We start from the raw sequence: 23,315 nt of genomic DNA on the forward strand, positions 1-23,315 counted from the left end.
GGTAATAATCGACTAATATTCTTCACCAACGTTATTTGACAAAGAACCAATTTAAAACACATGAAAAAAGAGGTTGAAACACAATTGGTTTCAACCCCTTTTACTATTACATTATTAGATTATTCTTCATCCATGAATGGATATGCAATATCAGTAGTTGGTGCAAAGTTTTCTTTGATAACGCGAGGAGTTGTCCAACGAATCATGTTGAATACAGATCCTGCTTTATCGTTTGTACCTGAACCACGAGAACCACCAAATGGTTGTTGATTAATCATCGCACCAGTTGGTTTGTCATTGATATAGAAGTTACCTGCAGCACCAGATAAACGGTTTTCTAAGTGTTGAATAGCTTGGCGATCTTGAGCAAAGATAGCGCCAGTTAATGCATACATAGAAGCAGTATCAACAGAAGTTAATGTTTCTTCTAATTTATCATTTTCATAAACATAGATTGTTAACACTGGTCCGAAGATTTCTTCTACCATTGTTTTGAAGTTAGGGTTTGTCGTAACAATGATTGTTGGTTGAACGAAGTAACCAACAGAATCATCATAAGTACCACCAGCAAGTATTTCTGCTTCTTCAGATGCTTTAGCATATTCAATGTAGCTAGTAATTGAATCAAACGCAGGTTTGTCAATTACAGCACCCATGAAGTTACGGAAATCACGAACATCGCCAACTTTAAGTTTAGCAACTTCTTCAACTAGACCAGCTTTTACTTGTTCCCACATGCTAGCAGGGATGTAAGCGCGTGATGCAGCTGAACATTTTTGACCTTGGTATTCAAATGCACCACGAACAAGGTTAGACACTACTTTGTCTGCTTGAGCTGATTCGTGTGCGAATACAAAGTCTTTACCGCCAGTTTCACCAACTAGACGAGGATATGAATTGTAGCTTGCAATATTTTCCCCTACAGTTTTCCAAATTGTTTGGAATGTAGCAGTAGAACCAGTGAAGTGGAATCCAGCCATACGAGGATCGCTTAATACTACTTCTGAAACTTGTGAACCACGTGATGGTACGAAGTTGATTACACCTTTTGGTAATCCAGCTTCTTCTAAAATACGCATGAAGTAATAGTTTGCTAGTAATGAAGTTGTTGCAGGTTTCCAAACTACTACATTCCCCATCATTGCAGGAGCAGATGGTAAGTTACCACCGATTGCAGTGAAGTTGAATGGAGAGATTGCTAATACGAAACCATCTAATGGACGGTAATCTAAACGATTCCAAACGTTTTTCATGCTCTCTGGTTGAATTTGATATACTTGATCAGCATAATCAACACCAAAACGTAAGAAATCTGCTAATTCTTGTGCAGAGTCAATTTCTGCTTGAATTGCAGTTTTAGATTGTCCTAACATAGTAGCAGCGTTCATTACATCACGGTAAGGACCTGAGATTAAGTCAGCAGCTTTTAAGAAAATAGCAGCACGGTGTTCCCATGGCATATTTGCCCATGCTTCTTTAGCAGCCATTGCCGCTTCAACCGCATCACGTAATTCTTTTTCTCCTGCTTGTGAATAGTTTGCTAATACATGTTTGTGATCATGTGGCATAACTACTTGCTTTACTGTATCTGTTTTTATATTCTCACCATTGATAATCACAGGGATATCTACTACGATTTCAGATTGGCGTTTTAATTCTGCTTTTAATGTTTCTCTTTCTTTTGTACCTGGAGCATATGTATTACCAGGCTCATTCTTAGGTGTAGGGATTTTGAAAATTCCGTTACTCATACCTTTCACGTTCCTTTCTGATTTAAAACTCTTTGGCTTATTTGTGTCAAAGCTTTCCGACAAATTATAACATACTTTTACTATTCTTATATGAATTTTTCAATTTATATTGTGAAAACTCATAATAGTCTTATAGAATAGTTCGTAGACTACATTATCATATTCAACTCTTCACAATCAAGTATGCGAAACCCAACGATTCAAAATATATAAATTCAATATAAAATAGCACCCTCAAACTCGAGAGTGCTTTGAAATTAAGTAAATTAAAAGCCGCCTTGCCGTAAATATATAGAAAGTTTTAAACCACCACTCCTCAAAGTGGGTGTTCGCAAAAGATTTCCTGTTTATCATCATTCACAAATGTGTGATGCTCGCCATTCCATCCTCGATCTAAAACTCCCTTTTACAGCTTAAAGGTTAAAACTTAATATTCGTACGTACAACGCAGCTATGAGTATATATTACACAATAGTATTTTCAAGTACAAGTAAGTATATTTGAAGAAATATTTCAATACTATATTTATGGGTATACTGGTTGGAAAAACCACTCTCCATCCCTCATCTCTTTAGCTAGCTTCCCTCTTCCAATAGCATATTCTAAATAGCCAATAACTTCTGATAATACGAAAAAGGTTTGCGTTTCTACTTTTTTCCCGTAAATTGCTCGAGCTATTTCTACAGTTTTATTATTTCCATTTCTAACAGCATCTATTATTCTTTGTTCTTTTCGGTCCATTTTTTTCAATTTATTATCGATTTCTAAGTTATGATTTTGAAATATTTTTTCGTGACCTGGAAAAATCCATTCCGCCTCAAGTGCGTTAAGTTTTAAAAGCGATTCTCGATATTGGGAAACAGTGGGCAAAAGCTCTAACTTCTCATCGAAATCAATAAGTGCATTGGTTGGAGCATTTTCTAGTAATAAATCTCCCGAAAATTGCCATCTCACTGGTTGCTCACTAAAAATAATAGAGTCCGGAGAGTGACCAGGTGCTTCTATAATGTACATTTCATTTATAATGTCTCCGTGATGTAAAGGAATCACTTCTGTATTTAATTTAAGGTTTTCTCTATTTAAAAAGGTCTTTTCCATCTTTTTGAAACGGTCTGCCGAAATATCTAAACAGCCGTATTCTCCGTAAATTTTAACGAAAAAATTATATTTATTTGTTAAATATTGTTCCTCAAAAAGAAGACGGGGTATTGCCAAATGATGAGCATATACTTGAACTTGCTTTTGACTTAATATTTGATTTACTTGACCTGTATGATCATCATGATGATGAGTGAGAAAAATTTGATCAATATCTTGAATAGAAAGTTTATATTGTTTTAATTGTTGTTGAAAAAACTCATTAAATTCCGGTGTGCTTAATCCTGCATCGATTAAAGTTAACGTACTGCCGTTATTATATAAAAAGCAATTAATTGAAGATAAGCTACCATACTGCTCCTTAAATAAAATTGGGTACACGATATGATGTCCATTTTGATATTGCACGCACTTCTCACTTCCATTTATTAATTTTTATCTTATTTATTTTAATTTTATAAAGTTGATAAATCTCCTTTAAATTTCCTCATGTGTTCTATAAATAATGTTAATTACGTTACTCTACACTTTTAAAATTCAAAAAGAACACTCCTTCCTTAAAGAGCGTTCTTTTAGTTATTAATTTATCTATTATTTTGACTCCACTGATTTATTACGATTTAGCACATACTTGACAGCGTTTACATACTCTTGAATTGTTCGTTGGCTAATTTCCGCTTCTGGAGCTACAACTTCATATGCATGGTAGCCACCAGGATATAAATGGAACTCAACATCAACACCTGCTTGAGCTAATTTCGTTACATATGTTAATGTTTCATCACGGAAAGGATCTAGCTGCCCTACACATGTATACGTATATGGTAAACCTACTAAATCTTCAACTGTTGCCCTTGCAGGAGCTGCAAAAATTGGTACATCATCCTGACCATACAAATCTCCAAGATATGCTTTCCAACCCTTTTCATTTAAATCATGATTCCAAATATAATTACCTGTAATTTCATAGCTTGAAGGAGTATTGTTTTGGTCGTTAATCATTGGGTACAAAGGCATCTGGAAGCAAATTTCAGGTCCTTTGCGGTCTTTAACAAGTAATGCTAACGCCGCAGTTAAGCCTCCACCTGCACTCATCCCAGCAATGCCGATTCGATTTGGATCAACACCTAACGATTCGGCATTGTCAGCTAACCATGAAAGCGCTGTATAGCAATCTTCTAATGGTGCTGGATATGGATGTTCAGGAACTAATCGATAATCTACCGATACTACGACACAACTTGCCTCATTCACATAACGCTGACATAAATCATCAGCTTCTTCAGGTCTACCGAGTACATACCCTCCGCCATGTATCCATAATAGTCCCGCTAACTCTTCTGTTTTAGTTTTTGGTTCGTAAATTCGAATTCGCAATTCATTGCCATCAGGACCTTCTATGATTTTATTTGTTATATCAATGTTTGGATCTTGCGGTGCTAATGGTGCCTGTAATTGTGCAGCTCGTACTGTTTCATAATCATCTAAATCAATCGGCGGAAATACGTCTAACATTCCAACAAGTTCAGGATTTACACGGTTTTTCAAAATAAAATTCCCCCTTAAATGTTCTTTCGAAAATTTTCAACTGAAGTTAACAATCAATTGAAATAACTCGTCCAAAGTAGATCAAGATACAATTTAATTGGTATTTTTGAAGTGCGTCTACAGTCCTTTACTTTAGCTGAAAGACAGTTATTAAATTGATTCTATTATTATTTTATGATTGAGTAATGTAATATTATGACAGATATAAAAATATAACTTTGTATTTAAAAATCAATTTCTTATCCATAAAAAGGGAAATTATAACTTAAAACCGCGCATACTAATTTAGAAATGTAGTATACGCGGTTATTTCTAATATAAATTTCTATTTAAGTCTTAATTATCTTATTGACCTTTGTCACACTAAGTTTTCAATTACATAGGAATATGCTTCTACCCTATTTCGACCTTTTTCTTTTGCTTTGTATAAAGCTTTATCCGCTTCCATGATAATTTCTTCTGCTGAAGATGGAGAAATTTGATTTAATGTCGAAACACCTAAGCTTAAAGTCAATTTTTGATAATGCTTGGACCCTTTATGTGGTATGTCTAAACTGTCAATTAATACACGTAAATTTTCCGCTACAACCAACGCTCCTTGCAAATCAGTATCTGGCAATAAAATGACAAATTCCTCTCCACCGAATCGAGCAACTAAATCTTTTGGACGACTAACGGCTTGAACTAATGTATTCGCAACAAGTTTCAGACATTTATCCCCTTCTATATGACCGTATGAATCGTTATATTCCTTAAAGAAGTCAATATCAAGCATAATTAAGGAAAGAGGGTTCAATTGTCGTACAGCTTGACGATATTCTCTATCGTAATATTCATCAAAATAACCTCGATTAGAGATTCCAGTTAGTCCATCAATCTTTGAACGCGATTCCATCTCTTCATATGCTTCTTTTAACCGTTCTTCAGCGATTTTTTTATGGGTTATATCGTCCACCATTGAAATAACAAAGGTTGTGCCGTCATTAATAAAAGGAACAAGTGCAGTTGTAACACTTGCCCAAACCACTTCTCCATTTTTACGAGAATATTTTTTTTCTATTATATACCGTTCAATTTTCCTTTCTAGCAAATCATTCATTAAACTTAAGTTTGCTTTTTCCTTATCAGGATGAGTGAATTCTAGAAATGTCATATTATTCAATTCAGTATCTGAATAGCCGAGCATTTCTTGAAGTTTTTTATTAGACATGACAAGTTTATAATTCTCATCCATTAACGCAATACCAATAGGGGAATTTTCATAAATTGCTTGGAACAACTCTTTACTTCTATACAATTCTAAACTTTTCTGTTTATCTTGTTCCTCTAGATACTTCACTTTATCGTATTGTTTACCAACCGACCATGACAAGATTAGTAATATAGGTAATCCTATAATTTCGATTTTCCCAACATACCCATCACGAATATAATAATAGCCTATATATAACCCATTTGTAATCAGTACTAATATGAATGCCGTCAATCTACCATTATACTTCATATTTTCACATCCAATAATAAACTTCATATCTTATATAAGTAAGTATTCTTATTATAACATTGAAGTTTTGAATAATTTTCTAAATTAATAGAAAAGATTTTTTAATATATTTAAATCGTCACACAGTAGTATTTGTTCTTAGCTATCTGACCACTATATATTTTATGTTTTTGGCACTTTTAACAGCACCAGACCTTTGCTAATCTAATCAGTAAATTCAAATAATAAGGATGGTTAAACAAGATGAATAAAACGGTAAGTTATTCAAAAACACGTACACAAACATTTGATTTAATAATTACAGCTTTGCTAATAGCGCTTGTATTTGTGGCTACACTCTTTTTAAACATTAAATTACCTATTACAGCTAATGGCGGATTAGTACATCTTGGTACTGGAATGCTTTTTATAGCTTCGATCCTTTTTGGACCTAAAAAAGGTGCACTAGCTGGTGCAATTGGGATGGGTTTATTTGACTTATTTTCTGGTTGGACTTTATGGGCTCCAATTACCTTTGTCGCTCGTGGTATACAAGGATATATCGTCGGTAAATTTGCATGGATGAATAACAAAAATGGAAGTAGTATTGTACTTAATTTGATTGGAATGATTATTTCCATTCCATTTATGATTGCTGTTTATTATGTTGGTGAAGGTATTTTATATGGAAATTGGATTGCACCAGTTGCATCGATTCCTGGTGACCTTGTACAAAATATATTAGGTATTATTATTGCTATCCCTGTTTGTTTAGTATTAAAAAAGGTTTCAATTTTCAAGTAATCTTTTCAAAGTCCTTAACTCATTTCAAGCGTGAATTGAACGAGGCTATATGTATGATTATGTTTAATTTGAACAAATTAAACTATGAGGTGATAATCATGGCGGAAAAGTCAAGTACAACGTTCAAAAAACAGAAAAAACCAAAAAAAGTTAATAATCATGCTGAAATTTCTCAGGAACTAAATTACGAAGAAGCATTAAAGAAAATTAAATATCAGGATAATAAAATTAACGAATAACATCATTATTATGTATTATTTTTCTAGTGATATACTTAATTTTTCCCTAACCCTGCTTTGATTTTAAGCAGGGTTTATTTAATTAATGTTTTTTTCTTTCCTATAACATTATCCAAATAACTCTATACCAATTTCATTAGCTTTATTTTAATAAAAATTAGTTATACAGCATGTCGTTTAACTTTCTTATTCCCTTTCCAATAACAGTGCCTATTAAGCCAGCTATACTTAAAATAATCATAAGATCCCAATCAACATCTTCATTTTTCCAAAAACTTATAGCGATTAACGTAACTATCACAGCACCAACCCAGGCTATCCATGATTTCAATATACTTTTAATTGCTAATCACTCCTTCTCTCTACTAAGATTTTTAAACTAACAAACCTTTTAATCTTACATATATTTCTAATATTCTCCAAATTTATTTTAACATAAATAAACCCCCCCAAAAAAACATCTATATTCCCATTAGCCGCCATTTTTTCACATATTGTGTTCCTTCGCGTCACCAGTTTGTATCCATAATGGTAATTAATTTCAAGAAAAGTAGTTTCCTTCATTAATTGCGACAACTTTTTGCACAAATCTTGAACGATTTATGAATTTAACACTATTAGCATAGTGTTAACCTATTCTTCTTTAAATAAATTCATTATTATGTAGTTACAGATTTGAGGAATATCACGTAAAGGATGTTCTTTCTGTATCGGAGTTGAAAGGAGTATCTATATGAAAATAAAGTGGTTACTTTTAGCTACATTAACGACACTTGCTGTTTTTCTAGCAGGCTGTGAACCTTTATTAGTATTAGATCCAAAAGGTCCACAAGCTGAAAGACAGGCAAATGACATCTTATTATCAATAGGAGTCATGGCTGTCATTGTTATTGTAGTAATGGTGTTATTAGCTTATATGTTAATTAAATTTCGTGCTTCAAAACAAAGCGAGGATTATGAACCACCTCATATTGAAGGAAACCCATGGATAGAAGCAATCTGTGTTGGTATTCCTGTAATCATTGTTGCATTTCTTTCTTTTGTCTCTGTACAAAGTAACTATATTGTTGAATCAACTCCAGTTGGTTATGAAGATCAAGAACCATTAATTATTTATGCTTCTTCTTCAGACTGGAAATGGCACTTTAGTTATCCTGAACAAGATATTGAAACGGTGAACTATTTGTATATTCCTACCGATAGACCAATTGAATTTAAACTTTATTCTTATGGACCAATTACAAGTTTCTGGATTCCACAACTTGGTGGTCAAAAATACGCAATGTCCGATATGGTCACAACCTTACACTTAGCTGCTGATGTACCAGGTGAATTTATGGGGCGTAATGCAAACTTTAGTGGTAAAGGTTTTGCAGAAAATACTTTCAATGTAACTGCAATGACACAATCTGATTTTGACAAATGGGTAGACGAGGTTCACGAGACAGCGAAACCGCTTACAGAAAGTGAATTCGAGAAGTTGTTAGAGCCTGGTCATCTTGGTCAAATGACTTTTACTGGTACACATTTAGACTTTAGCCCTGCTCCAGAACATCATCATGCTGATGATTCAAATAATGATTCAGAAACAGATCATAGTGAGCATAGCGAAAACAAGTCTGAATCCCATGATATGACAGAAGAACATATGGACCACAGCGGTCATTAATTTACAAAAAATGCTAGATTCATAGATTTTCTATTTTCTCTTGAAAGGAGTAATACAGGATGGAATTCTTTGAACGTTTTGCCATACCACATCCAAGCCCTGCGATCTATGCATCAATGGTTGCTATCGGATTAGTCTCAATTGGAATACTTGTCGGATTAACATATTTCAAAAAATGGGGTTATTTATGGCGTGAATGGTTAACAACTGTTGACCATAAAAAAATCGGGATTATGTATTTATTCTCCGCCATCCTAATGCTTTTCCGTGGTGGTGCTGACGCCATTATGATGCGTGCTCAGCTTTCAACACCTGATGCTAAGCTATTAGACGCACAACATTACAATGAAATATTTACGACACACGGTGTTGTAATGATTATCTTTATGGCGATGCCTTTTATCTTCGCCTTCATGAACTTAGTTGTACCTTTACAAATTGGAGCGCGTGATGTTGCGTTTCCACGCTTAAATGCACTGAGCTTTTGGTTATTCTTTGCTGGTGCAATGTTGTTTAATATTTCCTTCGTTATCGGTGGATCACCTGATGCAGGATGGACTTCTTACTTCCCTCTTGCAGGTAATGACTTTAGCGAATCTGTTGGAACGAATTATTATATGATTGCGATTCAAATCTCTGGTATCGGTTCCCTTATGACTGGGATTAATATGATGACTACTATTTTAAAAATGCGTGCACCAGGCATGACTTTAATGAAAATGCCAATGTTTACATGGTCTGCATTTATTGCCAATATCATTATCGTCTTTGCATTCCCTGTGTTAACAGTTGCTCTATTAATGGGTACAACTGACCGTTTATTTGGCACAAACTTCTTTACAACGACAAATGGCGGTATGGATATGCTATGGGCAAACTTTTTCTGGATTTGGGGACATCCTGAAGTATACATTTTAATCTTGCCGGCATTTGGTTTATATAGTGAAATTATTTCAACCTTCTCTGGTCGAAATCTTTATGGATATAAATCAATGGTTGCATCAATGGTTCTGATTTCCCTATTATCGTTCTTAGTATGGACACACCACTTCTTTACAATGGGCCAAGGCGCATTGACAAACAGTATATTCTCCATTACGACAATGGCGATTGCTGTTCCGACCGGCGTTAAAATCTTTAACTGGCTGTTTACATTGTGGAAAGGAAAAATTCGTTTTACCGTACCGATGCTTTATTCAGTCGGCTTTATTCCACTTTTCACAATTGGTGGGGTGACAGGTGTTATGCTAGCTATGTCAGCAGCGGACTATCAGTATCATAATACAATGTTCCTTGTTGCTCATTTCCATAACACGATTATTCCAGGTGTAGTATTTGCCATGCTTGCTGGTTTAACTTATTACTGGCCAAAATTCTTTGGCTTTATGTTAAATGAACGTATTGGTAAATGGGGCTTCTGGTTATTAACGGTTGGTTTCGTACTCGCCTTCTTCCCGATGTACATTACTGGTTTAGATGGGCAAGCAAGACGTATGTATACTTACTCTGAAGCAACAGGCTTTGGACCTTTAAATTTAGTAGCATTCTTCGGTGCAGCATTAATGGCCATTGCATTTTTAACAATCGTTTATAATATTTACTACAGCTTTAAAAACTCACCAAGAAATATTGGAAGTGACCCTTGGGATGCTCGCTCTCTAGAATGGGCAACACATACACCAGTACCTGAATACAATTTTGCAAGAGTACCACAGGTGGCTTCAAGTGAAGCGTTCTGGGACATGAAGAAAAAAGGTCACCAATTATTTAAAGGTGATATCGAAAAAATCCATATGCCAAATAATAGCGGTGTTCCATTTATCATGGGGATGATTTTCTTCATCGCTGGTTTCTCATTCATATTTGCTTTATGGATACCGGCAGTCATTTCACTCATTGGAATCTTTGTTTGTATGGCGCTCCGTTCATTTGAAAAAGATCACGGACGTTATATCTCAGTAGAAGAAATCGAAGAAACTGAAAGTAAACTGGGAGGTGCAAAGTAATGAAAATTGATCATTCACAGCCTCTTGAATATGGTACAGATCAAAATCAACTAAATATATTAGGGTTTTGGATTTTCCTTGGTGCTGAAATTATGCTTTTTGCAACACTTTTCACAGCTTATTTCACACTAGAGGGACGTACAGGTTCAGGTCCAACACCGGGAGAAATTTTTGAAATCACACCAGTATTATTTGAAACACTTCTTTTATTAACAAGTAGTTTTACAATAGGTCTTGGTGTGCACGCTATGCGACTTGGTCGTAAAAATGCAATGCTAACGTTCTTTACAATTACCCTTTTACTAGGTCTAGCCTTCCTAGGAGTAGAGATTTATGAATTTACGCATTACTACCATGTCGGTGCTACGTATCAAACTAGTGCATTTACAGCTGCACTTCTTACAACTTTAGGTACACATGGTGGTCACGTAACTTTGGGGTTATTCTGGGGTACCTTTATAATACTCCAAGTGAAAAAACGTGGACTAACGCCTGAAACAGCGAATAAATCATTTATTTTCTCTCTTTACTGGCATTTCTTAGATGTAGTTTGGATTTTCATTTTCAGCTTCATCTATTTGAAAGGAATGATGTAATTTGAAAGAGTTATTCCCTGCTAAACAAGTAATGGGTTTTGTCTTTTCATTAATCCTTACAGCTGTTGCCCTTTTAGTTCATTTTACTGAAATGACATTTGCAGTTGGTATGACAATACTATTAGTAACAGCTTTTATTCAGGCATTTTTACAACTTGTTGTATTTATGCACGCCGGAGAGTCGAAAGATAGCAAATCCATTTATACAAACATACTATACGGAGTCATTATTGCTCTCGTTACTGTATTTGGTTCGTTGTTAATTTTGATCTGGGATATGTAAAAGTAAAGCTTGAGAACGAGTTCTCAAGCTTTTTTATTTATTCATTTATGCTCTTATTTCTTTCAAACTCGTGCATCGATTGTAGAAACATTCCGATAAGAAACAGGAATACTCCGCCTTTGATTAATTCAATACCAAACCACATGGAAACGTTTACAAAGAAACTTGAACAAAATAATAGTGTACCGATGACGAACAGAACTGCTGAAAAGCTAGAAAATAATTTGAACATCCCTCATACACTTCCCCTTTTTTAATGTATAACCATAATATAACACATGAGAGACGTTCACAAAATAGACAAATTTAATTATTAGGAAAAAATTTATCCGTCCATCTGTGAAAGTTGTTTTCGTCTTAATTAAATTAGTCAATTATCTTTTCAACAACTTGTTCATTTCTTTCTTTCAATATGTCCTGAATAATTTCAATATGTGAAGCCGCCCATGCTTTTTCACGAAAATGTAAGAATAAGCAAAAAGTAATGCCTAATAGATATATCAAAATAAAAATTAACCAATTTCTACCTGATGATAGTATCTTTTGTAAATTTTGAGATAAAATCAAAAATAAAAAAGGTATCGAGGATACATAAATCGGAATCATCCCAGATCCATTTTTTTCTTTAATCAGTCGATAGAAAATGAGCTTCAATACATCGCTTTCTATCGTTTTATAAAATTCACGTACTTCCTCAAAATCTTTTAAGTATTTAGATTCTCTTATGTTGTTTGGGTTTTTCTTTAAACGTAGATAAATTTTATGTGCATCTCCACGAAAGAAGTTCATATTATCATCACCCTTTTAAAATTCGAACTTTAATAATAAGAATTAATAAAGCGAAAGAATTTCATTTCCAATACTTTTTAAACTGTGTGTATTGAGAAAAATTATTCTTAAAATTCATAAGCAATGTAAGAAAGCAAAGAAGTACAATTCACAGAATTGCACTTCCCTACTTTTGAGACATCCCCATTATGCATTTATTACTTCTTTCATATTTGTCTTTTTAATCAATATTGCTCCGATTAAGCCAAATACTGAGAATATAGCAGGAATCATTAGACCGTAATGATAACCAAAATGGATATCTTCTTGTGAAAATAAATCGAGTACTTTCCCAAATATTATTGGTAATAAAACTGCACTTAAAAAACCACCCATATTGGCAAAGCCTGTAACAACACCTACTTCTTTTGCAGGGAAAGATTCTCGTACAACTACAAATGTTAAAGAACTTGCGCCATTACCAAATCCTATGATGATAAATAAAATTATGATCCAAGCAATGGATGGATTTATGCCAGAAAGGAACAGTCCTAGCCAACTTATTACAACTACAATATGGACAATCAAATACATTTTTTTAATTGAACCAAGTCTACTTGCAATCCAACTAATAATTGGAGCACCTACTATGGCACCGATTAGACCATACATGATTAATTGGCTAGCCATGGATCGAGACATTCCTAATACTTGAATTCCAAATGGAACACCCCATGACCCAATAAATCCGACGTACGTTCCTACAACGCCAAAATGACATAAAAATGTCGCCCATGCTTGTCGTGTTGAAACCACACGTCGAAGAATTTTCCAAACACTCTCCTTTTCTTGATTTGAATTAATCGAAGTACTAGGTAATTCCTCAAATAGCTTATTGGGTTTTGCAATAAGAATAAAGTAGAGTAAAAAAGAGGTGAAAACTAGCAATACCCCTATCGTCATAAATAGTGAATTCCATCCTGCATAGGAAATCCATAACGAGTATGGAAGTGTTGCAGTTAATGAGCCCAAACCAGCAAACATAGAAACAATTCCTATCAGCTTCACAAAATCATTTGGTTTAAACCATTGACTTAAAATTAATACAAAATTAATAAAAATAGTGGAGTCGCCCACTCCCACTAGGAATCGTGAAAAAATTAAAATATACTCATTGCCTGCAAAACTGTATAATAAACTCCCAATCCCTGCAAGAAGTGTACCAAAAATTAATAATAGATTTGGCCCATATCGGTCTGCTAATAATCCAACTGGTATTTGAAGTCCTACGTAGGCTAAAAATTGGATACTCGTCATTAAACCAATTACTGCTGCCGAAACTTGAAAATCATTCATTAATTGATCAGTAATGAGTCCTGGTGCAGTTCTTTGACTAACTATTACAAAATAAGTAAATAAAACAAATCCAAAAACAAACCATCTGTAACCACTTTCTTGTTTATTCATGGTGTTCATCTTCTCCTTACAAACAATTTATAATTTCTGCACCATCTCAATGAAAAAAGAGCAGTGGAAAACACTACTCTAAAAAGGCAAGACTTTACGATCTAATCATGTACCGAATTTAATAAACGCTACTTAAATCAATATCGGTAACTCAATAACATATGTAATTATTGCACTTTGTTATTAATCTTGCAATATTTTATTTTTTCTGATAAAGATGATAGGTTCGCTTCATTTACGAACATTTTTGTATTGTTCATGTTATGTAGGAAGAATAATAGCGACATTATTCCTTCTCGTTTACTGGATGGCAAAAACAATCAAGTGTATGGTCATTTACCATTCCCACTGCCTGCATATATGAGTAGCAAATTGTACTGCCTACAAATTTAAATCCATCTTTTTTTAGTTGTTTACTCATTCTATCGCTAATTTCTGTCGTTACAGGCACATCCGTTACTGACTCCCATCGATTAACTATAGGTGTATGATCTACAAAATTCCATATATAATTTGAAAATGAGCCATACTCCTCTCGTATACGCAAAAAAGCATTTGCATTGGTGACCACACTTCGAATTTTTAATTTATTTCGAACGATTCCTGCATTTTCAATTAATGATTGTATTTTTTCTTCTGAATATTGAACAATTTTTTCTGCTTCAAAGTTGTCAAATGCCTTTCGATAATTCTCTCTTTTTTGTAAAATTGTCCACCAGCTTAAACCGGCTTGTGCTCCTTCTAAACACAGCATTTCGAATAAATGTCGGTCATCATAAACAGGCTTCCCCCATTCATGATCATGGTAAGCAATATATAAAGGTTCTTTATTTACCCATTTGCAACGATTTGGATTAGTCATAAGATATACCTCCTAGTTCATTTTTGATCGCTCAAACATTTACTTTGCTCTATAAATTAAAAATCTTTCATAAGTATTTTTATCATAAATTCCTGGTAAAGAAATTTCATTGACACATTCAAAGGGAGTTTGAAATTCTAAGAAATATCGATAATCATCTGATGCATAGTAAAGGATTAAATCTATTTCACGGTTGTTATTTTCAAATGACCGTAAAATATTATGAACAACCTTCATAAATATTGGAATCGTAAACGGATTAAAAAAATAGAAACGATTATCTAGCTCCTGAATATTGTATTCTTCAGCTTTGCAACAAAGGAATTGTATTGCTTCCGTTTTCTTCCTCTTTTTTTTCAAATAACTCTTTTTGTTTTGTATTGCGTCTTGATAAAAACTTGGATTCATTTCAATTCCTGTAACAGAACATCCAATTTGATGGTCAATGTAAAAATTAAGGCGCCCTTTTCCACATCCAAAATCAACCACATGATCATGTGAATTCATCGTGTAATGTTGAAATAAAAGTTCTAAAGCTTCGTATGGTGTCGGTTCGTAGGGATGATAATAGACTGAATTATTTACATCAGATTTGCTTGATTCTGTATGTACATTCAATAATTCATCAAAGTACTTTTCGTTCAAAATCTTGTTTCTCCATTCTTTTAGCAGATTCCTTTCTTTTTATTATACATGAGCTATAGATTCAAATACTTTTAAAAAATAAAAAAACCAGGAGTTATCCTGGTTGACTGTATCGATATAATATCTGAATTGTATGAATGTATGAATTCGTAATAGTTTAAACTAATATTAAGATGCGACTAGATTGAAAGCTAATTCCGTTGTATCATTTAAATAATTTTTTAAGTTACCTTCAAATACTAATTGAAAATTAGATATTTGCTGGAAATCATGTGGAGCTATTAAAGCTGGAGTTTTCTCAAACTGAGCAACTTCATTTTCCTTTAAAACTGTTGCTACAAACTGTGAACAAAAGTAAGAATTTTTTCTACCAATAGGTTTATTAAAAATAAATCCAAATAAACCTAATATATTATAATTATAATCTTCTTTTTGATTTTCAAATGATTTAATGAACTGTTTTATATCATTATATTGTTTTTCCGTCACTTCAAATGAATATAACGCACAATTTGCTTGTTGAAATATTTTCGTATTCATATCTTCTTTAACAAATCCACCGTTAAATGGATTGCTAGCAGATTTTCTTCCAAAGCTATAAACTTCATTTAAATCTATATCTAACGCAAGAGACGCATGGTTATAAGGCTTTTTCGTAAATAATTTAATACATCTTGTTAATACTGTACCTGTATCTGTTAATAGAATGTAAGCTTTTTTCATTGTCATTTAAGTTCACCTCTATGTTGTCTAAAATGATTGACAATATTCAAAAGACAAATGAAACGAAATATTTAATTTTATATCTCGTAAAAAACAAGAGAGTAAAGTACTTCAAATCTCTCTTGCGTGGACGAAATAAAATATTATTAAAAAGTAATATTTGTGATGTAAAGTTAATATAACTTGTATAATCGTTAAATACAATATATTTTTGCTTCCTTAACTGTCATACTATTCTAGTTTTCTTTATTAAATCATTCTTATATTCCGATTATTTCAATAGTTTTCTATATTTTGGCCAATCACCATCTGGGATTTCCCTTTTAAGGAGATCATCTTGATTGGCAAAGTAGACAAATGCATTAATGGTCCCTTTTTCTGTATGAATCTCTTGTAATACTCGTTCATATAGGTTGTTTGGTGCACCTTCCTTATAATCTTCAAGTTCATCTAATAAAGGTAAATCCTTTTCTGATACTTCATACAATTCACCATAAGTTCGATCATTTGAGGCTAATGTAATTGCTGGATAGCCGTAACCTGTATCAAATAGTTTCGCGAAAATCCAACAATGCCCTTCTATACAGATCGCATTATTTAAGTAATGAGCGTTTTCTTCACCTTTAAGTAATGTTCCATAAACAAATACTTTTACCATTTTCTCACCTCTTTATGTTTTACTACCTTAAAAATCCTACATTAAAAAGCTTTTAATATTAATACAAAATCTAAATTAAAATAATTCAATAAAACCAACATAAAACCTTCTAGATTTTTTGTATGATGTAAATAAGTTGGAAAATATGTATATGTAATTTTTTGAATTGGAGTGGGCTTAGTGAAAAAATATGTGTATTTAAACCATGATGGTGGAGTAGATGATTTAATTTCTTTGTTTTTACTATTACAAATGGATGAAGTTGAGCTAGTGGGTGTTGGTGTCACTCCAGCAGACAGTTATTTAGAACCCGCACAATATGCAAGTCGGAAAATTATAGATCGTTTCGGTCATGGAAAGAAAATTGAAGTTGCATTATCAAGTTCCAGACCTGTTAACCCCTTCCCTAAAGAATGGCGTATGCATGCGTTTCACGTAGACGCATTCCCAGTACTGAATGAGTTTGATTTAAAAACAGGTGTTGTAAACAAACCAGCACACCTTCATTTAGTTGAAACGTTGAAAGCATCGAAACATAAAATCACATTACTTTTTGTAGGTCCCTTAACAGATTTAGCACGTGCGTTGTATTTAACGCCAGAGATTGTAGAAAAGATTGAAAAGCTTGTTTGGATGGGTGGAAGCTTTCTTGAAAAAGGCAATGTAGAAGAACCCGAACATGATGGTACAGCTGAATGGAATGCCTTTTGGGATCCAAAGGCCGTTGCCATTGTTTGGAATACGAACATACCCATTGATTTAGTTGCATTGGAAAGTACAAAAAAAGTACCTTTAACAAATGACATTCGTAAAATGTGGGCAAAACAAAGACAATATTTAGGTATAGAATTTTTAGGTCAATGCTATGCTGTGGTTCCTCCCCTTGAACACTTTGAAACTAATTCAACCTATTATTTATGGGATGTGTTAACAACTGCAACAATTGGTTATCCTGAGTTGGTTAAGAAAATGGAAGTGAAGAGTACCGTAATTACTAGTGGACAAAGTCAAGGAAGAACCGAACTTAATCCTAACGGTCGACCGGTTCAACTTGTCTATGATGTGAATCATGATGAATTTTTTGATTATATTACAAACTTAGCGAAAAAAGCTCATATATAGCAAAACTAACGTACGTCGCAATATGCGTTCGTACGTTTTATACATAAGGAATTCATTTTATAAGTGTGAGGACACATTGAAGTAGCGAGATTTCATACTAACTGCTAAAATCATATAGTTAGATAGTACGTGTAAATAAAGGAGTTTCATTCATGAATATTGTTTTAACAACATTAAACGCCAAGTATATCCATACAAACTTAGCAATACGTTATTTAAAAGCAGCAGCTCTTCCTGATTTCGATCCAAAAATCGTTGAATATACCATCAAAGATCCAACCTTTAACATTGTAACTGATCTTTATCAACACAAGCCTGATGTCGTCGGCTTTAGCTGTTACATCTGGAACATTGAAGAAACGATTAGAGTAATCAAAATGTTAAAGACTGTTTCACCCCAAACGAAAATCATTTTAGGTGGACCTGAAGTTTCCTATGATGTTCATGATTGGCTGCGTCGATTAGAAGGCGAAGTTGATTACATCGTTATGGGTGAAGGTGAATTTTCATTTAAAGAATTACTAAAGTATTTTAATGAAGAAATTTCCCTAGATGAAGTACCAGGGATTTGTTATTTACTTGATGGGAAAGTAAAAATTCATCCTCAGCCGAAAAAAATCGATTTACGTGAAATTGCTAGCCCATACCGTTTCGAAGAAGACCGCCCTCATCTTGGAAAACGAATTCAATATATTGAAACGAGTCGCGGCTGCCCATTTAGCTGTCAATTTTGTCTATCTTCCATTGAAGTTGGGGTTCGTTATTTTAATCGGGAAAAGATTAAGGATGACATTCGTTATTTAATGGACAATGGTGCAAAAACAATTAAATTCGTTGACCGTACCTTTAACATAAGCCGCAGCTATGCAATGGAAATGTTTCAATTTTTAATTGATGAGCATAAGCCTGGTGTTGTATTCCAATTTGAAATTACTGCAGATATTATGCGTCCAGAAGTTATTCAATTCCTAAACGATAATGCTCCAAAAGGGTTATTCCGTTTCGAAATTGGTGTTCAATCAACGAACGATTTAACGAATGAACTCGTTAAACGCCGTCAAAACTTTGAGAAACTAAAACGAACTGTAACCATGGTTAAAGAAGGCGGAAAAATCGATCAACATCTAGACTTAATCGCTGGTCTACCTGAAGAGGATTATGAGAGCTTCCGTAAAACATTTAATGATGTGTTTAAAATGCGTCCAGAAGAATTACAGCTTGGGTTCTTAAAGCTATTACGAGGAACAGGACTTCGAGTAGAAGCATCTCGATATGGCTATACTTATGTAGATATCGCACCATATGAAATTTTTTCAAACAACGTCCTTACCTTTGACGAAATTATTCGTATTAAGCAGGCAGAAGATGTATTAGAAAAATATTGGAACGATCACCGTATGGATTATACAATTGAATATTTGGTAACGGAAGTATTTGAAACACCATTTGATTTCTTCCAAAATTTCGGTACGTATTGGGAAGAAAAAGGCTGGTCTCGAATTGGGCATCAATTAGAGGATTTATTTAAGAGGCTAGAAGAGTTTTTATCTACTGTATCGAACGTAAACATGAAAATTGTTCGTAGCCTAATGCAGCTTGATTATTTATCGAAACAACAATTCCAGCCACGAAAATTATGGTGGGAAGAACGGGTAAATCGTGAAAAACAAAAAGCAATCTATAACTTATTAAAAGATTCACCTACTATAGCAGGTGAAGACTTTACACAATTTGAACTAAGTGAGAAAGAGTTCTTTAAACACTCCTTGCTTATTCCTTTTGCCATCGACTTCAATGCATTTGAGGAAGGAAATATTGTTCCGAAAGAAGGCACCCTTCTCACATACTTCCGTCAAGGACAAACACCTTATTTTGCAACAATCTAAAATGCATAATAATCCTAACAAGGGCCTAATTCTTTATAGGTCCTTGTTTTTTATTAGGAAAATAGTAGCAAAAAAATGATTACAATAAGTAAATTTTAAAGGATTCAAAATTTTTTTAAAAAAATAAGTAAGAAAGTAGAAGTACACCTTGAATTGCTTCACTTTCAGGGATATTATTAGAGTCATAGTTTTATAAATATTCATTACATATGGAGGTCTTTCCATGAAATTAACAGTAAAAGAAATGGAAATTGTTGAAATTCTTGAAAAAGATTCGCGCATTGCAATAAATGATTTAGCCAAGATGGTTGGTTTAACAGCGGAAGAAACAGAACAATCAATCAAAAAACTTGAAGATAATAAAATTATCGTAAAATATATTTCGATTGTAGACTGGACTAAGGTTGAGGAACATCCTGGTGTTCGCGCAATGATCGATGTAAAAGTAACTCCAAAACGTGGTGTAGGCTTTGATGAGATTGCTGAAAGAATTTATCGTTTCAATGAGGTAAATTCGGTCTATTTAATGTCAGGTACTTACGATTTATCTGTAATTGTGGAAGGTAAATCAATGAATGAGATTGCAAACTTTGTATCACAAAAGCTTTCTACTCTTGATTCTGTTCTTTCAACAACAACGCACTTTATATTGAAAAAATATAAACATGACGGCATTATTTTCGAACCAGAGAAAAAAGATAAAAGAATTGTGGTGTCACCTTAATGAAAGCAACAAAACGACAATTTATATCAAAAATGGTAACTGACTTGAAACCATCAGGAATTCGACGTTTTTTCGATTTAGCTGCTGGTATGGAGGGTGTCATTTCTTTAGGTGTTGGTGAGCCTGATTTCGTCACACCCTGGAATATTCGTGAAGCTGCGATTAATTCCCTTGAGCGCGGATTTACAGCTTATACACCAAACGCTGGTTTACTCGAGTTACGAGAAGAAATTTCATATTACATGAACAGTCAATTTGATGTTAACTACTCCCCCACTGATGAAATTATTGTGACTGTTGGTGCAAGCTCTGCAATCGATTTAGCAATGAGAACCATTTTAGATCCAGGGGACGAAGTAATTGTTGTTGAACCTTGCTTTGTGTCTTATGTACCAATGGTTGAACTTGCTGGTGGTGTAGCTGTTCAAGTTCAAGCATTAAAAGAAAATGACTTCAAAATACTACCTAATCAATTAGAACAAGTAATATCGTCAAAAACTAAAGCGATTATGCTATGTTCTCCAAACAATCCGACTGGTACAATGTTAAACAAACAAGAATTGGAAGCTATTGCGAAAATAGCAATTCAACATGATTTATTAATAATCGCTGATGAAATTTATGCAGAATTATCCTATGATGAAGATTACACGAGCATGGCTGCTATTGAAGGCATGCGCGAAAGAACAATTTTAGTAAATGGGTTTTCTAAAGGCTTCGCAATGACTGGCTGGCGCCTTGGTTTTGTATGTGCGCCAATTGAAATTTCAAGCGCTATGCTAAAGGTTCATCAATATGCTTTAATGTGTGCATCCACTATGTCTCAATATGCTGCAATTGAAGCATTAAAAAATGGACGTCCTGAAGTAGAGGAAATGGTTAAAAGCTATCGCCGCCGCCGAAATTATATTGTCCAATCATTCAATGAAATTGGATTAGAATGCCATATACCTGGCGGAGCTTTTTACGCCTTCCCTTCTATTAAATCGACTGGTTTAACTTCACAACAATTTGCTGAACAATTGTTAATGAAAGAAAACGTAGCCGTAGTACCTGGCGATGTATTTGGGGAAAGTGGCGAAGGACATATTCGCTGCTCATATGCTTCCTCTTTAGAAGAACTGCAAGAAGCGGTAAATCGTATTAAGCGTTTTATTGATTCTTTATAATGAATTTTTAAGCTGTTGGGAATAACTTTCTCAACAGCTCTTTTTATGTAATCTCAAATCACCTTTTTTATATAAATAATAAAAAACCGTCCCCACAAATTAAGTATTACCAGCACTTAACGGAAACGGTTTTTTACTTTGAATCGCTTGTATTCTAATTTCATTATATAATACTTTCTATTACTATACAACTACTTTTCCCCTTTCCTACTGTTCACCAAAATATGAAAGAAATAAAACCTTTTTACGAGCTAAAACCAATAACACAATGTCATATATGGAGAACAGGATTATAATAGCAGTTATCTCTAGAACTATGATAAAATTTTAAAGCACATATTAAATTTACATAATATTAATGAGCACAGTGGTGAAATGTCAACCAGAAATAACATTAAAATTGGAAATTCTTTAAGCATCCAACGCCTATATTTTAGTTTTTAAGCGCACTTAAATAAACCTCACGGTTTTTAACTTTAAAAAGTTAAAAACTGGAAGTCCAAAAATTGCTTAAAGAAATCGAGAATGTATTCGTTATTCTCACCTTTCTTCTTTTGGGATGTACAGTTGTTTCGTGCGTAGTAGCGAATGCACGAGCCGTACAAGTTTCCTAGCGGTTAAGACGAGAGCGCGTTTGTGTTGATGTTTGGTTACTTCTTTAAATTTCTTTTGATAAAAGGCTTTATATTCGGTGTCATGTTTTCGTATGGCGTCTGATGCTTGTACAAGATAATAGCGTAAATACTTATTTCCGGTTCGCTCGCGACTGGTGTCTTGGGCTTCATATTCGCCTGACTGATACTGTGTCCATACTAAACCTGCGTATTTTGCTAAAGCATGATGATCATCAAAACGATGAATATCACCAATCTCTGCGATTAAACCCGCTGCGTACACGGGACCGATGCCTTTTACCGATGTTAATGTTTGAGGAATGCCTTTCATCATGCGTTCGATCTCTTTATCTAAACGCTTTACTTGGCTTTCCATGTGCTGAATTGTACTCAAAATCACAGATAAGGATAAGTTGACTGGATCGGCCATCACTTTATCTAATCTATAAGAGTTACGAGCGAGCTTTTTGAGATATTTAGCAATCTCTTCTGGCTCAGCGAAGCGATTTTTGCCTTTCTCTTGTAGAAACTCAACGAGTTCTTCTAATGGCATTTCCGCGATGATCTCTGGATCTAGTTCTTCGATTACAGCGACACTTGTCGCACCAAATGTGTCCGAGAACGGATTGTCTTGGCGTAAGCCACTAAATTTTAAGTATAGTTGATTTAACATGTATGTTTTATTGCGTGCAATTTCATGTGTTAAATGAAATCTAGTTCGTGTTAAACGACGTAATGCATCGTAAATAAGAGTTTCTTGCATTTCATGCGGCAATCGTCCAAAGCGTAGATGATCCGCAATTACCCAGGCGTCCACTCGGTCGTTTTTCGGTAACGTGTCGTAACCCTTTTTAAAACGAGCTACTTTTCGTGCATTTAACATATAAATCGCTGTTTGAACATGGGGTAAAACCCTATGTAGTTGTTTCTTTAAGTAATGGGCTAGGTGCCAACTATATTGATCAGTCGACTCCATCCCAATTTTTAATTCGTGAAGCTGATTTTTTTCCGCTGTTCGTGAAACTTTTTGAATTAAGGTGTCCGCACCTTCTACATCATTCGAAACAGAAAAATCAGCGAGTGTGTGTCCCTCGCCATGCATGAAATGGACATGATGGGAGCGCAAACTCACGTCGATACCGACTAGCATTTGTGACATGCCAATCACCTCCTAAGGTGGAATTAATCAAGATACACTCA

At 34.1% G+C, this 23,315-nt stretch carries 22 protein-coding genes and 1 other RNA gene; 10 read left to right on the top strand and 13 right to left on the bottom strand.

Annotated features, from left to right (window positions below; all coding sequences use genetic code 11):
- Window positions 1–119 precede the first annotated feature (119 nt).
- From pruA to CD30_RS16080, 5 genes are all read right to left on the bottom strand, one after another.
- On the bottom strand, window positions 120–1,751 hold the full coding sequence (gene pruA / locus CD30_RS16065; protein WP_036179084.1) for an L-glutamate gamma-semialdehyde dehydrogenase: 1,632 nt from the start codon (window positions 1,749–1,751) through the stop codon (window positions 120–122).
- Window positions 1,752–2,017: 266 nt separating this feature from the next.
- Window positions 2,018–2,208, bottom strand: a non-coding RNA gene (gene ssrS, locus CD30_RS19895) — 6S RNA.
- A 68-nt stretch (window positions 2,209–2,276) separates the two neighbouring features.
- Window positions 2,277–3,257: an MBL fold metallo-hydrolase gene (locus tag CD30_RS16070; RefSeq protein WP_036179087.1), complete on the bottom strand. Its 981-nt coding sequence runs from the start codon at window positions 3,255–3,257 to the stop codon at window positions 2,277–2,279.
- A gap of 183 nt (window positions 3,258–3,440) precedes the next feature.
- Window positions 3,441–4,397 carry an alpha/beta hydrolase gene (locus CD30_RS16075; protein WP_036179091.1) on the bottom strand — a complete coding sequence of 319 codons (957 nt, stop codon included), beginning with the start codon at window positions 4,395–4,397 and terminating at the stop codon, window positions 3,441–3,443.
- A gap of 358 nt (window positions 4,398–4,755) precedes the next feature.
- A complete protein-coding gene (locus CD30_RS16080) occupies window positions 4,756–5,901 on the bottom strand; it encodes a sensor domain-containing diguanylate cyclase (protein ID WP_052126269.1) in 1,146 nt (381 codons plus the stop codon).
- Between the two features lie 243 nt (window positions 5,902–6,144).
- On the opposite strand from CD30_RS16080, the gene CD30_RS16085 reads away from it, so the two are divergent.
- The 6 genes from CD30_RS16085 to qoxD all read left to right on the top strand — a co-directional run bounded on the left by CD30_RS16085 (window position 6,145) and on the right by qoxD (window position 11,477).
- Window positions 6,145–6,684 (top strand): ECF transporter S component, encoded by a 540-nt coding sequence (locus CD30_RS16085; protein ID WP_036179093.1) that lies wholly within the window; start codon window positions 6,145–6,147, stop codon window positions 6,682–6,684.
- A 98-nt stretch (window positions 6,685–6,782) separates the two neighbouring features.
- Entirely contained in the window at window positions 6,783–6,923 is a 141-nt protein-coding gene (locus CD30_RS20185) for a hypothetical protein (RefSeq protein WP_156962312.1), read from the top strand.
- A 733-nt stretch (window positions 6,924–7,656) separates the two neighbouring features.
- Window positions 7,657–8,592, top strand: coding sequence for a cytochrome aa3 quinol oxidase subunit II (gene qoxA, locus CD30_RS16095; RefSeq protein WP_036179095.1), 936 nt, complete (start codon window positions 7,657–7,659; stop codon window positions 8,590–8,592).
- 59 nt (window positions 8,593–8,651) lie between these two features.
- Window positions 8,652–10,598 carry a cytochrome aa3 quinol oxidase subunit I gene (gene qoxB, locus CD30_RS16100; RefSeq protein WP_036179096.1) on the top strand — a complete coding sequence of 649 codons (1,947 nt, stop codon included), beginning with the start codon at window positions 8,652–8,654 and terminating at the stop codon, window positions 10,596–10,598.
- Complete coding sequence (gene qoxC / locus CD30_RS16105; RefSeq protein ID WP_036179099.1) at window positions 10,598–11,194, top strand: cytochrome aa3 quinol oxidase subunit III; 597 nt, start codon at window positions 10,598–10,600, stop codon at window positions 11,192–11,194. The genes qoxB and qoxC overlap by 1 nt, the downstream gene beginning before the upstream one ends.
- Before the next feature lies 1 nt (window position 11,195).
- Window positions 11,196–11,477, top strand: a complete 282-nt coding sequence (qoxD, locus tag CD30_RS16110) for a cytochrome aa3 quinol oxidase subunit IV (protein WP_036179102.1) — start codon at window positions 11,196–11,198, stop codon at window positions 11,475–11,477.
- Window positions 11,478–11,514: 37 nt separating this feature from the next.
- On the opposite strand, the gene CD30_RS16115 is transcribed toward qoxD, so the two are convergent.
- The 7 genes from CD30_RS16115 to CD30_RS16145 form a co-directional block, all read right to left on the bottom strand.
- Window positions 11,515–11,709 carry a hypothetical protein gene (locus tag CD30_RS16115; RefSeq protein ID WP_036179106.1) on the bottom strand — a complete coding sequence of 65 codons (195 nt, stop codon included), beginning with the start codon at window positions 11,707–11,709 and terminating at the stop codon, window positions 11,515–11,517.
- Between the two features lie 134 nt (window positions 11,710–11,843).
- A complete protein-coding gene (locus CD30_RS16120) occupies window positions 11,844–12,266 on the bottom strand; it encodes a hypothetical protein (RefSeq protein WP_036179109.1) in 423 nt (140 codons plus the stop codon).
- 186 nt (window positions 12,267–12,452) lie between these two features.
- Window positions 12,453–13,712: an MFS transporter gene (locus CD30_RS16125; RefSeq protein ID WP_036179112.1), complete on the bottom strand. Its 1,260-nt coding sequence runs from the start codon at window positions 13,710–13,712 to the stop codon at window positions 12,453–12,455.
- A 286-nt stretch (window positions 13,713–13,998) separates the two neighbouring features.
- Window positions 13,999–14,574 carry a DNA-3-methyladenine glycosylase I gene (locus CD30_RS16130; protein WP_036179115.1) on the bottom strand — a complete coding sequence of 192 codons (576 nt, stop codon included), beginning with the start codon at window positions 14,572–14,574 and terminating at the stop codon, window positions 13,999–14,001.
- Window positions 14,575–14,613: 39 nt separating this feature from the next.
- On the bottom strand, window positions 14,614–15,219 hold the full coding sequence (locus tag CD30_RS16135) for a class I SAM-dependent methyltransferase (RefSeq protein ID WP_036179120.1): 606 nt from the start codon (window positions 15,217–15,219) through the stop codon (window positions 14,614–14,616).
- A 168-nt stretch (window positions 15,220–15,387) separates the two neighbouring features.
- Window positions 15,388–15,948, bottom strand: coding sequence for a hypothetical protein (locus CD30_RS16140; protein ID WP_036179122.1), 561 nt, complete (start codon window positions 15,946–15,948; stop codon window positions 15,388–15,390).
- 265 nt (window positions 15,949–16,213) lie between these two features.
- The gene (locus CD30_RS16145) at window positions 16,214–16,600 is read right to left on the bottom strand and encodes a gamma-glutamylcyclotransferase family protein (RefSeq protein ID WP_036179125.1); all 387 of its coding nucleotides are present in this window, start codon (window positions 16,598–16,600) and stop codon (window positions 16,214–16,216) included.
- Window positions 16,601–16,780: 180 nt separating this feature from the next.
- Here CD30_RS16145 and CD30_RS16150 point away from each other — a divergent pair, with 180 nt between their 5' ends.
- The 4 genes from CD30_RS16150 (at window position 16,781) to CD30_RS16165 (ending at window position 21,501) form a co-directional block, all read left to right on the top strand.
- Complete coding sequence (locus tag CD30_RS16150; protein WP_036179128.1) at window positions 16,781–17,722, top strand: nucleoside hydrolase; 942 nt, start codon at window positions 16,781–16,783, stop codon at window positions 17,720–17,722.
- Window positions 17,723–17,874: 152 nt separating this feature from the next.
- Window positions 17,875–19,608, top strand: a complete 1,734-nt coding sequence (locus CD30_RS16155) for a B12-binding domain-containing radical SAM protein (protein WP_036179131.1) — start codon at window positions 17,875–17,877, stop codon at window positions 19,606–19,608.
- Between the two features lie 223 nt (window positions 19,609–19,831).
- Window positions 19,832–20,332 (top strand): Lrp/AsnC family transcriptional regulator, encoded by a 501-nt coding sequence (locus tag CD30_RS16160; protein WP_036179134.1) that lies wholly within the window; start codon window positions 19,832–19,834, stop codon window positions 20,330–20,332.
- On the top strand, window positions 20,332–21,501 hold the full coding sequence (locus CD30_RS16165; RefSeq protein ID WP_036179136.1) for an aminotransferase: 1,170 nt from the start codon (window positions 20,332–20,334) through the stop codon (window positions 21,499–21,501). The genes CD30_RS16160 and CD30_RS16165 overlap by 1 nt, the downstream gene beginning before the upstream one ends.
- A 540-nt stretch (window positions 21,502–22,041) precedes the next feature.
- Here the strand turns inward: CD30_RS16165 and CD30_RS16170 are convergent.
- A complete protein-coding gene (locus CD30_RS16170; protein ID WP_036179139.1) occupies window positions 22,042–23,274 on the bottom strand; it encodes an IS110 family RNA-guided transposase in 1,233 nt (410 codons plus the stop codon).
- Window positions 23,275–23,315 lie beyond the last annotated feature (41 nt).

The sequence above is a fragment of the Ureibacillus massiliensis 4400831 = CIP 108448 = CCUG 49529 genome (genome assembly GCF_000772965.1).
GTDB classification, from domain to species: domain Bacteria; phylum Bacillota; class Bacilli; order Bacillales_A; family Planococcaceae; genus Ureibacillus; species Ureibacillus massiliensis.

Excerpts from the sequence above, each read along its gene's own strand:
- CD30_RS16155 (WP_036179131.1), top strand. The coding sequence starts at position 17,875 with ATGAATATTGTTTTAACAACATTAAACGCCAAGTATATCCATACAAAC.
- CD30_RS16130 (WP_036179115.1), bottom strand. The coding sequence starts at position 14,574 with ATGACTAATCCAAATCGTTGCAAATGGGTAAATAAAGAACCTTTATAT.
- CD30_RS16125 (WP_036179112.1), bottom strand. The coding sequence starts at position 13,712 with ATGAATAAACAAGAAAGTGGTTACAGATGGTTTGTTTTTGGATTTGTT.
- CD30_RS16140 (WP_036179122.1), bottom strand. The coding sequence starts at position 15,948 with ATGACAATGAAAAAAGCTTACATTCTATTAACAGATACAGGTACAGTA.
- CD30_RS16085 (WP_036179093.1), top strand. The coding sequence starts at position 6,145 with ATGAATAAAACGGTAAGTTATTCAAAAACACGTACACAAACATTTGAT.
- CD30_RS16165 (WP_036179136.1), top strand. The coding sequence starts at position 20,332 with ATGAAAGCAACAAAACGACAATTTATATCAAAAATGGTAACTGACTTG.
- CD30_RS16145 (WP_036179125.1), bottom strand. The coding sequence starts at position 16,600 with ATGGTAAAAGTATTTGTTTATGGAACATTACTTAAAGGTGAAGAAAAC.
- CD30_RS16080 (WP_052126269.1), bottom strand. The coding sequence starts at position 5,901 with ATGAAGTATAATGGTAGATTGACGGCATTCATATTAGTACTGATTACA.
- pruA (WP_036179084.1), bottom strand. The coding sequence starts at position 1,751 with ATGAGTAACGGAATTTTCAAAATCCCTACACCTAAGAATGAGCCTGGT.
- qoxB (WP_036179096.1), top strand. The coding sequence starts at position 8,652 with ATGGAATTCTTTGAACGTTTTGCCATACCACATCCAAGCCCTGCGATC.
- CD30_RS16170 (WP_036179139.1), bottom strand. The coding sequence starts at position 23,274 with ATGTCACAAATGCTAGTCGGTATCGACGTGAGTTTGCGCTCCCATCAT.
- CD30_RS16120 (WP_036179109.1), bottom strand. The coding sequence starts at position 12,266 with ATGAACTTCTTTCGTGGAGATGCACATAAAATTTATCTACGTTTAAAG.
- CD30_RS16115 (WP_036179106.1), bottom strand. The coding sequence starts at position 11,709 with ATGTTCAAATTATTTTCTAGCTTTTCAGCAGTTCTGTTCGTCATCGGT.
- qoxA (WP_036179095.1), top strand. The coding sequence starts at position 7,657 with ATGAAAATAAAGTGGTTACTTTTAGCTACATTAACGACACTTGCTGTT.
- CD30_RS16160 (WP_036179134.1), top strand. The coding sequence starts at position 19,832 with ATGAAATTAACAGTAAAAGAAATGGAAATTGTTGAAATTCTTGAAAAA.
- qoxC (WP_036179099.1), top strand. The coding sequence starts at position 10,598 with ATGAAAATTGATCATTCACAGCCTCTTGAATATGGTACAGATCAAAAT.
- CD30_RS20185 (WP_156962312.1), top strand. The coding sequence starts at position 6,783 with ATGGCGGAAAAGTCAAGTACAACGTTCAAAAAACAGAAAAAACCAAAA.